Source organism: uncultured Tenacibaculum sp. (genome assembly GCF_947495995.1).
In the GTDB taxonomy this organism is placed as follows: Bacteria; Bacteroidota; Bacteroidia; order Flavobacteriales; family Flavobacteriaceae; genus Polaribacter.
The window spans coordinates 1-10029 of record NZ_CANMAX010000018.1; the positions used below are offsets into that span (position 1 = coordinate 1).

The 10029-nt window shown below is 27.8% G+C and carries 12 protein-coding genes; all 12 read right to left on the reverse strand.

Annotation, left to right across the window (positions count from 1 at the left end):
- Positions 1 to 194: 194 nt before the first annotated feature.
- Positions 195 to 983 (reverse strand): hypothetical protein, encoded by a 789-nt coding sequence (locus Q1A15_RS20705; RefSeq protein WP_299628321.1) that lies wholly within the window; start codon positions 981 to 983, stop codon positions 195 to 197.
- Positions 984 to 1143: 160 nt separating this feature from the next.
- Positions 1144 to 1680 (reverse strand): hypothetical protein, encoded by a 537-nt coding sequence (locus Q1A15_RS20710; protein ID WP_299628323.1) that lies wholly within the window; start codon positions 1678 to 1680, stop codon positions 1144 to 1146.
- 150 nt (positions 1681 to 1830) lie between these two features.
- Entirely contained in the window at positions 1831 to 2304 is a 474-nt protein-coding gene (locus Q1A15_RS20715; protein WP_299628325.1) for a hypothetical protein, read from the reverse strand.
- A gap of 142 nt (positions 2305 to 2446) precedes the next feature.
- Positions 2447 to 3034 (reverse strand): hypothetical protein, encoded by a 588-nt coding sequence (locus Q1A15_RS20720; protein ID WP_299628327.1) that lies wholly within the window; start codon positions 3032 to 3034, stop codon positions 2447 to 2449.
- A gap of 204 nt (positions 3035 to 3238) precedes the next feature.
- Positions 3239 to 4681 (reverse strand): caspase family protein, encoded by a 1443-nt coding sequence (locus Q1A15_RS20725; RefSeq protein ID WP_299628329.1) that lies wholly within the window; start codon positions 4679 to 4681, stop codon positions 3239 to 3241.
- Positions 4682 to 4914: 233 nt separating this feature from the next.
- Positions 4915 to 5325 carry a hypothetical protein gene (locus tag Q1A15_RS20730; protein WP_299628331.1) on the reverse strand — a complete coding sequence of 137 codons (411 nt, stop codon included), beginning with the start codon at positions 5323 to 5325 and terminating at the stop codon, positions 4915 to 4917.
- A 93-nt stretch (positions 5326 to 5418) separates the two neighbouring features.
- Positions 5419 to 6081: a hypothetical protein gene (locus Q1A15_RS20735; protein WP_299628333.1), complete on the reverse strand. Its 663-nt coding sequence runs from the start codon at positions 6079 to 6081 to the stop codon at positions 5419 to 5421.
- Between the two features lie 176 nt (positions 6082 to 6257).
- Entirely contained in the window at positions 6258 to 6809 is a 552-nt protein-coding gene (locus tag Q1A15_RS20740; RefSeq protein WP_299628335.1) for a hypothetical protein, read from the reverse strand.
- Between the two features lie 158 nt (positions 6810 to 6967).
- Positions 6968 to 7519, reverse strand: coding sequence for a hypothetical protein (locus Q1A15_RS20745; RefSeq protein ID WP_299628337.1), 552 nt, complete (start codon positions 7517 to 7519; stop codon positions 6968 to 6970).
- 435 nt (positions 7520 to 7954) lie between these two features.
- Positions 7955 to 8785 (reverse strand): hypothetical protein, encoded by an 831-nt coding sequence (locus tag Q1A15_RS20750; protein WP_299628339.1) that lies wholly within the window; start codon positions 8783 to 8785, stop codon positions 7955 to 7957.
- Positions 8786 to 8864: 79 nt separating this feature from the next.
- Positions 8865 to 9461 carry a hypothetical protein gene (locus Q1A15_RS20755; RefSeq protein WP_299628341.1) on the reverse strand — a complete coding sequence of 199 codons (597 nt, stop codon included), beginning with the start codon at positions 9459 to 9461 and terminating at the stop codon, positions 8865 to 8867.
- Positions 9462 to 9469: 8 nt separating this feature from the next.
- On the reverse strand, positions 9470 to 9925 hold the full coding sequence (locus Q1A15_RS20760) for a hypothetical protein (RefSeq protein WP_299628342.1): 456 nt from the start codon (positions 9923 to 9925) through the stop codon (positions 9470 to 9472).
- Positions 9926 to 10029 lie beyond the last annotated feature (104 nt).

Consider the following 10029-nt stretch of genomic DNA (forward strand, 5'->3'; position numbering starts at 1 on the left):
TCCTGTTTTTACCTAATTTTAGTTTCAACCAATAAGTGTGTTTAAAAACCAAAAGTCTGACTTATTGCATACAACGTTTTGTGTATTGTTATTTGCGATTTTTGATTGTAAAGTTAATTAAAAGTGCTTGACTTTTGGTTTTGCGAGATTTAGTCCGAAGGAATAAATCCGCAAGCAATTAACTATACATTTTGTTACCTGCTGGCTTTTTTTAGTTCCCATATACCATAAGGGTTTTCAAATGTATCATATCCAGTATATATTCCTTTTTTTCTTTCTGTAATTTTGAAAATAGGTGATTTTAAATCTGAGCTAAATGTTTGGCCTTTTTGAATTTCTGGATTATCAATTAATTGATAAAGGTTAAAAATAGAAAGTAAATCTATAGAGAGTTTAAACTCTTCATCATAGACAATACTATCTTTAAATCCTAAGTTATGCATTCCACAGGTGTAAGTATAGGGAATACCTTGTTTATCCATTCTTGATTCTCGAACAAACATTTCATACATATTAGCTTCTGTAAAATTGGATGATAATTTATTCCAGTCTTCTTTAGTAAATGCTTTATTAATTGTTTCTACTTTAATTCCGATTCCACCAGATTTTAATATGGCATTTCCAGCTTCAGCAATATTTTTTGCATTATCTAAGTTACCAGTTTTTGCTGATATATAGATAACATATTTAAGTTTATCTAATTTATTTAAAAAGTCATCAGAGGGTTGGTTAATAAATCCTGACCATTTAAAAGAATTTTTTATATTGTCATCTATTTCACAAATTTCAAGTTCAAAACCTTTATTCGTTTTAACATTTAAAAGAATCATTCCTGCAAAAATGAACTCATTTAGGTTGTTCGTTGCAATTGAAGTTACGATTTCATTTCTATTATCCCAATTCCCAGGTATACAGAGAATTGTCTTTGGTTTTCTTTCTGTTGGGGCAATTAGTTTTTTTTTCTTTTTAAAAATATTAAACATACTTTTTTTAGGGCTTGCAGGTAACGTTTTGTGTATTGTTATTTGCGATTTTTAGTTGTAAAGTTAATTAAAAGTGATGGACTTTTGGTTTTGCGAGATTTAGTCCGAAGGAATAAATCCGCAAGCAATTAATAATACATTTTGTTGTGCAACGTTATTTTTATCTATCCCAACCATCAATAACATAATTTTTTTCGTTTAATTTTTTCTCTTTTCCAGTTTTTTCAGATTTAAACCAGAGTTCAAAACGAACAGGGTAGAAGTTGTCAAAAGTTCCTTCTTCGATTATAGTATTTCCTCTATAAAGTTTGAATTTATTACTTAATCCAGTTATTTTGTTATTCGTTTTAGTCCTTAATCTTTTTTCGGATAATTCAATGCTCTGAGTTAATTCAAATGCTTTTATAAATATTTCTCCTTTTTCAGTAGGCTTGTGCCACATATAAAAGTCGTAACCGAAAAAGCCATTCCCACTTACAATTAACTTTTCGGAGTTAACATTTAGTTTTTGTAAAGAATCTATTTGATTTTCATTAAAGGATTTTATGGGCTTTTCAAAATTCAATCTTTTTGGAATTATAATATTATAAAACTTAGATTCTTCATAATTATAATAACCGATTCCGATGAGAAAAATTCCAAGTATACAGATTATAAAAATGACTATTCCAATTAATATTTTGAAAATGAATTTCATTCGTTAATGTTGCACAACGTTTTGTGTATTGTTATTTGCGATTTTTGATTATAAAGTTAATTAAAAGAGATGAACTTTTGGTTTTGCGAGATTTAGTCCGAAGGAATAAATCCGCAAGCAATTAACTATACATTTTGTTGCCAATAGTATTTAGTTTCGATCATAATCTTTTCTGTAGAGTTCTAATTCTTCTTGTGAAATAGTTTTCCCTTTTACATAATATTCATTCCCATTTTCATCCGTCAAAATTTGTCCTTGTCTTTTATTTTCTATATAATGTATTTTTAATAATATTTCTTTTCCATTATTATCGTAAAGAGCTTCGTATCCATTTTTCTTTCCATCTTTATATTCTGTTGTTCTCTTTAAAACTCCATTCAAATATGTTTTTTGAAGCCCAATTATTTTCCCATTTTTAAATTCGCTTAGACTGTATCTTTTCTTTTTAGGATTTAACATCAACTTGAATTTCCCATTTAAATATTTCTTCCCTTTTTTGACTTTAAATTCAGTCGAGTCTTTGTTTATCTCAAAACTCAGTTCCGAAAATGAAACAGTCTTTGTTTTTTGTGAAAACCCGTAAAGAAAACTTAAAAAAGTAAGTATGTAAATCAGTTTTTTCATATTATTGGCAACGTTTTGTGTATTGTTATTTGCGCTTTTTGTTTATAAAGTTAATTAAAAGGGTTGAGCTTTTGGTGTTGCGAGATTTAGTCCGAAGGAATAAATCTGCAAGCAATTAATAATACACTTTGTTATAAGCTTTTTAATCTATCCAACTGTCTAATATTTTCTTTTGTTTCCATTTACCTTTTGTTATTTCGTATAAGGCTAATAATCCACCACCACATAATGGTCCGCAAATTTTTTCAAAACGAATGATAGCAAGGTTATAATTCTCATTAAATAAAGGTTTAGAAATAGATGAAAATCCTTGTTTACAATCCATTTTATCTAACCAATCTAAATAAGCAAATTCATTTTTATTAAATGATTCGTTGAATTGAATATATTCTTCATTAGTGATAATGTTTTTTTTGGGTGTTAAATCTTTAGTTATTTTGAATTTATTAAACAAGTCAATTTGAAATTCTAGAAATGCCTTATTCTCAATTCCTAATTCCTCTTGAATTTTTAGCTTGACTTCATTGTCAAAAGTTCTCCATTCAGGGTGCTCTAGAATACAATTAGAACTAATGAAACTCTTTTCTTGATGAATTTCTTTTTCGTTTTCTATTAATTGTTTGATGAATTTTTTAGTCGCTTTAAAATCATAATTTTTATCAATTAAATGATTCTGACATGAAAACAAGAAAATTAATAGAAGGAATGATATGTAATTTCTTTTCTTCAAATTGCTTATAACGTCTCGTATAAGAAACGTAGGGCAGGTGATAAGCGATACGTTTCGGATTGGTACTTAGCCAAATATAAATATTTTGCTTTTATCATTTTTCGTAAACGCCAAATTTTATATTTGGCGACTTTGCAAATTAACACAGATCTTTCGATTAAGCTCAAATGCCCTATGTTTTCTTATACATTGTTAGGCACTGGCTTACCATTTTTCATCCGGTGAATAGTCAAAAAAGCCTATTTTAATCAATGGGATGTTACTGTTAATTTGTATTAAGTCATTTGGAGCTGATAATAAAGAAGAAATGGCATTTTTTAATCCTAATTCATTAACTCCATAAACATCATAAGTCATAATTTTCTTTGTGATATCAATTCCATTGAATTTAACTGAACTTATAACTTGGATATTTTCTATGTTATTAAAACTATCCGTTTTATTTTTTTCAGTAGCGAGAATGTCAATATCAATAAATTTATCTTCTTTTTCAGGTATATAAATAAGATTGAAATCTATCTCTTCTAAAAGCTCTTTTATAAATGCAAATGAGTTAGAGAGTTTGTCGTTTTTCCTTAATAATAGTACTTCTTCTAAGTGATGATTTTTTCTATTGTCCATTCTAAACTCTCCGTATGAATTGAAATAAATTTCATAAAGAATACCATTTAATAGATGATTTTCTCCATTCACTGAATATTTTAGAACGTTTTCTTCTAGGTTTTCAAAAAAATCTGAAGAACTATAAGCAAAATTACTTGATTGAAGTAAATTTCTTCCAAAAATGAATAACTGATTTTTATCTAATTTATCTACTTGAAAATCTAATAATTTATCAATCGCTGAATTTTGTCTATGCCAGTTTAAAATTCTAACTTCTTTTATGAGTAAGCTAAAATCATCTACATTTTCGTCATAATTCACATCTTTTACTACATTTTCATTGTAAGGAATAAAGGTTGAAACTACTCTTTGCCCTATATTGAAATAATAATCATTTATTAATGAAGTGTGTTCCCAAGTTGTTTGTTTCCTATTACTTAAAGCATAAACTGTTTTTCTAACTTTTTTAAACAATTCTTCGACAGATAATCGCTCTCTGCCAATATATTTTAATAGTGCTCCTGTGTATATGCTATTACCTTCAAAACCTATATCACTTGCTCCTTCATTAGTAGAAGTAGAAAAAGCTATTAAAGAACCTTTTGGAGCAAACATTGGGGCAATTGAATTACTATTACTTCTATCGAAAGATTTTCTACAAGCATCAATTATTGTAATGTTTATTTTATCATTATATTTTTTATGTATTTCTAATATTTCATTTAACCTGATACTATATCTGCCAGCATAATATTTACTTGTAGGTGGAATTTCAGAATCTACGGCTGAAAGATAGTTTTCTCCTTCAAGTTCGAATCCGTGACCAGCATAATAGAAGATTGAAGCATCAAATTCAGATATTTTTTTTTCAAATTCAGCTAGTAATGTTGAATAGTCTTCTGCCTTACAGTTACATTTAAAAATAGTTTCAAATCCTAATCGTTTAAACTCTTTATTTATTGAAGTAGCATCATTTACTGCATTATCTAATTTTGCACCTTCAAAATAATCGTTATTTCCTATTATTAAAGCTAGTGTTTTCATTGCTTGTGCCTAACGTTTTGTGTATTGTTATTTGCGATTTTTGATTGTAAAGTTAATTAAAAGTGGTGAACTTTTGGTTTTGTGAGATTTAGTCCGAAGGATTAAATCCGCAAGCAATTAACTATACATTTTGTTGTAAGTAGTTTTTTAGTCAGAAACACTCAATTCAAAATAATAATAAGCATCTTCACATTCAAAACAATAATGATTAAAATCAGATGCGTAATAAGTTTTTAAATCACCAAGTTTGATTTATAGATTTTAATTGGATTCAATGTCAGAAGTAGGAAATCAACAAATTCAACGATATATTTTTGTTGATAATCTGAAAAAAACATATTAAAGCTATTTGATTTGTCTGTTAGGTGATATTCTTTTTCATTTAGATATTCAAAAAACCATTTTTCTTTTAGCTTTTTTGTAAAGTATTTAAAAGCATTTTGATTTTCAATTTTTATTAATTCAAAAGAATCAGTAATATGACTAATTTTTTCTTTAATAGTAAAATTTAGATTTTTTGATTTATCCAACCTGTCCAAATCAAATTCATAACCTTGATTAGTTTTATTGTTAAATTCAGCTAGAGTTCCTAGTTCTCCAAGTAAGATTCCGTACTTAAATATTTTCTTTTCTTTTTCAGTCAAATTGTTTTTAAAATTACTTACAACGTTTAGTATAACAAGCGTAGCCTGCCGATAGGCGGCTATGATTTGTTATACATTGTTACCAGCTTTTTTTTATTCTTTAAATTCAATAATGTCAGATTTCATTTCCTGATTCCAAAAATCAATTTTGTCTTTGTAAATCCTTGTTATTGGATAACCATCAATTTCTTTTTTAGATTTCCATGTCAAATGAGTAACAGCAATATTTCCATTTTCCAATTCCAACACAATTTGATCGTTATTAGTCTTTCTTGCTATTAATTCAATTTTCTTTTCCTTTAGTAAATGATTTTCGGGTAGCTCAAGTTTGAGTTCGTTCATTAGAGCTTGAATATTCTTATCTTCCATTTCCATTGCATCCCAGTAAGGTTCAAGATATTCCAATTCAAAAATTGAAGTATTTAGTAACTCTTCTAAATTTCCTTTCTCCAATAAGTCACCAATTGTTCTTTCAATACAATCTCTAGTTAGTTCTTTGACAAAAAGATCAGGAGGTGTCAGATAAAGTCCATTTAAATTTTCTCCACTTTTTTCATCTTGTTTAATTGCTGATTCAAGGAATTTATACGTCCAGACGTTAATTCCATATCTTCTCCCATCCAATGTATTAACTCCTATGTTTGCGAAATCATTCTCAAGATCATTCCAAGGGCTAGATACTTCAAATTCAAGCCATAATTTGAAAGACGTATTTCCGATTTGAATGATTTTATCACTCAAAGGATTTGATTCCATATTTAGACTTTTAATATCCATTCAATTCAATTGCTGGTAACGTTTTGTGTATTGTTATTTGCTATTTTTTGATTGTAAAATTAATTAAAAGTGATGAACTTTTGGTTTTGCGAGATTTAGTCCGAAGGAATAAATCCGCAAGCAATTAATAATACATTTTGTTAGCTGTAGTTTTTTTATTTATATCGTATAATAACTCTTGTTCTTTTACCTTCTTTAATTCCGAAAATAAAACTAAAAACATGAATAGAATCATTATCCCAATGATTTTCCTTTTGCCACCAATAATCAACTTTCTTATAAGTTTCAGTTCCGTTGGTTTTTAAAATTTTTGAAATTCTCCTTTTATTTATTTGGTATAATGAGTCAATGAAAGTTTCTTTTTTTGAATTTTGATACCAACTATACTCAACAAGTCTTACAATACTATCTTTTTTTGTAAAAAAATAAGAAACAGAAGTAGATGAATTTGTAGTATCTCTCTTGTAAATAATTGGTTGGTCAAATTCGTATTTGTCAATTTCTGGAAAATAACTTTTAGATAAACTAATTCCGGAAGATTTACCGATTTCAATTCCATTATTAATTTCTTCAATTTTTTTTATGTCGGGATAATTTATTTGGCTCAATTCAAAATTAGTATCCTTAAGTTTAACTCCTTTTTTCTTAATTTCTTTTTTACAAGAAATAAATAGTAATAAAATTATAATGCTAATGGTTTGTCTCAAAGTTTTTAAATTACAGCTAACGTATTTGTGTATGATTTTTTGCGGGAAAAGGACGTGAGTTCTTTTCCGTTGATGCGGAAAGGTAATTAATAAGATTGAATTTCCGGTGAGGAAATTCAGCCGCAATTAATTATACACCGTGTTAGCAATAGTTTATTTCAATATGTAATTCCTCTTGTAGATTTGAAATAGAATAAATTCATTTTTTTCATTTTTTCAAATTCAGTTTTACTCACTAAAAACTCAAATTCACCATTTGAGTATAGTTCTCCGTTGTACCTAATAGAATTAAGTAACATTTTTATTCCTTTCTTTACGACAGATTTGTTTGGCAATCTTTCATAATCATAGCGTAATATACTGCCGTCACTATTGATGATCAATTCTCCTGTACTCCCGTTAATGATTTTATATTCACCATGTTGGTCTTTCTGTAAAAATAAAATGAGATTTTGTCCTTTTAAATGTTTAATCTGTCTTGAATCACACATCCACTCTTTCCATTTATTTACTGAAATAGTATCGCCGGTTTTTCCTTTTATGAAGTCTGTAATGGTAAATTCATATGTTTCATCGTAAACGTTCTTAATTTCTCCTTCTACAATTAAATCTGATTTTGCCGTGACAATTGAATATGGTATTACTTGTTTGTCTATATCTACACCATTTGAAATTGTTAATAGTAGAACTAAGGAAATTAAGGCTTTCATAATTATTGCTAACGTTTTGTGTATGTTTTTTTGCGATTTTTCTGGTAAAGTTAATAAAAAGCTACAAGTTAAAAATAAGATGCTTTTGTTTAAAATATTGAGTATTCCGCAACTTAAATATACACACCGTTATTTGCTGGGCCAAAATTCAAAGTTTCTAAATTAACAGTAGTTATTATTTCAGCTTTAACTTAAAAAAGATTCCTCATTATCAATTTAGGTAAATGGTGAAATTTTATAATTAAAGAAGAGGTCTTAATGAAATCCTTATTATGATAAATAGAAGGGCTTGCACATAACGGTTTGTGTATTGTTATTTGCGCTTTTTGATTGTAAAGTTAATTAAAAGTGATTGGCTTTTGGTTTTGCGAGATTTAGTCCGAAGGATTAAATCTACAAGCAATTAACTATACATTTTGTTATGCTTTGTTTGTGTCAATTATTTAAAGTGGCTAATGTTTGTAAATTAGTATTATTAATTGCTGTTGTTTGTTTTTTGATTTTTTTTAATATGTCAATTGCATTATTTTCTGATATAAAAGTATCCACATATGGTGTAGTTGTCATTATAAGAATATCTATAATGTCTGATTGTTCTTTTTTTCTTTGTTTGTCAGAAAAAAATTTATAAAAAATAGCATGAGCCAGAACGTCTAAAGATTTCATTTTTTTGAGTTTCTTCTTGTCGATTTCTACGTTTTTCCCATTTAAAAATCGATGTTTTATTTCATATCGCATAAATGTTCTAACAAAATCTCCTTTTTTATTCTTGATATTATCTTTATTAATGTGTTTAAATTCAGGTTTGTCTAATACAGATATTACTTCATTGTAATATTTGGTTGTGTAATTATGAATATTTTTAAAAGAAGCTTTTATTTCTGGTTTATTTAATAAAAGTTCAAGCGAGTTGGGGTTAAGTGATTTTCCTTCAAATGTTATTCCTTGGGGAGAAAGTAAAATAGGATTTACAAGAGGTGTATTTCCAGCGATATAATCCATTTCCTTTACACCTAAAGGGAAATATGAAATTACTAACAAGCAAGGATATGCAGAATAAAATTTTTTGAAGTCTTTGTACAAAGTTTTGTTTTTAGCTATTTCATATAATGTGTAAGTGCTAAAACAAATAAGATATTTTTTATCAATAGGGTATTTAATTATAAACTTATTGCTTAAATCTCCTTTTTTACAAATATTACTTATGACGTTTGTGTCAAGATAGACTAATTTATATTCTTTATAAATGTTGTTCAATCCTATCATAATGATTTGAATTATTAAATAGGTTTTCGAAATAAAGCATAACGTCTCGGCTAAAAAGCGTTGCTGTCCCGCAGGGCAGCTATGATTTTTTAGCCATTGTTAGGTGTTTTTTTATTTCAATTTCAACTCTTTCACTGATTTCATTTTCTCTAAAACCTCTTAAGTTGAAATCAAGGTCATAATAGAGTTTTATAGAGCCATCCAAATTGTATACTTGATATTGAACAACTGGAAATCCATTATCATAAAATGAATTGTATGGATATTTTTCATCCACGTTAATGATTAGGGGATTTAGCCCATTCGATTCAAGAAGTTGTTTCGACATTAACTTAATTTGTTTTGTTAATTCTTCAGTTCTTAATTCTATATTATGACGTTTAGCCATAATGAGTCCGTCCTTTAAATCTTCAATTCCAGCGTCATCTCTTAAATGAACAAATAACAATTCGATAACTTTATCAACAGAGTTATATTTTTCGTCAAATTGGGTATGAGCATAATCTTCTCCAAAAATGAAAAAATTAATATTAATACGATTTATTGGACAATTCCAGTCACGTTTAAATTTGAATTCAAACTCGTATCCAGTCAATGTTAGTCCGCTTTCAGAACGAAATTTATCAACTACTTTTTCAGTCAGTTCGAATAGGTTTATTTCTTTATCGAATTTCATTCTCTTTACTATGAGCTAAATCCTAAATGTAGGACATAACTGCCGTTGTTTGTTTGAATTATATAATCTTCATTCATATGGTCAATACCTGATTCAATAACTTTGTTTAACCACGAATCGCAGTTTTCAACACGATATAAGTCAATGATTTCTTTTTTCTCTACAAAGGCAAAAAGAGTATTAACAAAACTTACCTTTAGTTTGTCAAAGTTGACACTTTTTTTGGTGCGTTCAGGACAAGGTCCAGAATAAGATGACCAGTGGTCAATTGATTCCATTATTAACTCTTTTGTCCTCGAATTAAGTACTGAGTCAAGTCTTACATCTTTCTCCGTATTCTTGAAGTAATCCTTAATATTATTGTTGTCAGGTATTGGTAACTTTAAAAATCTCCATATCCCACCATTATTAACAGATTCAGACTGTAGTTTTTCTAGCTCATTATTTAAATCATTTTCTGTCATCAATTAAGTTATGTTGGAATTACACCTAACGTTGTGTATAAGCTGTCGTTTTAATGCAGTTTATACGTTGTTGTGTGCAGTAAATATAAAGAAAATCCTAAAGT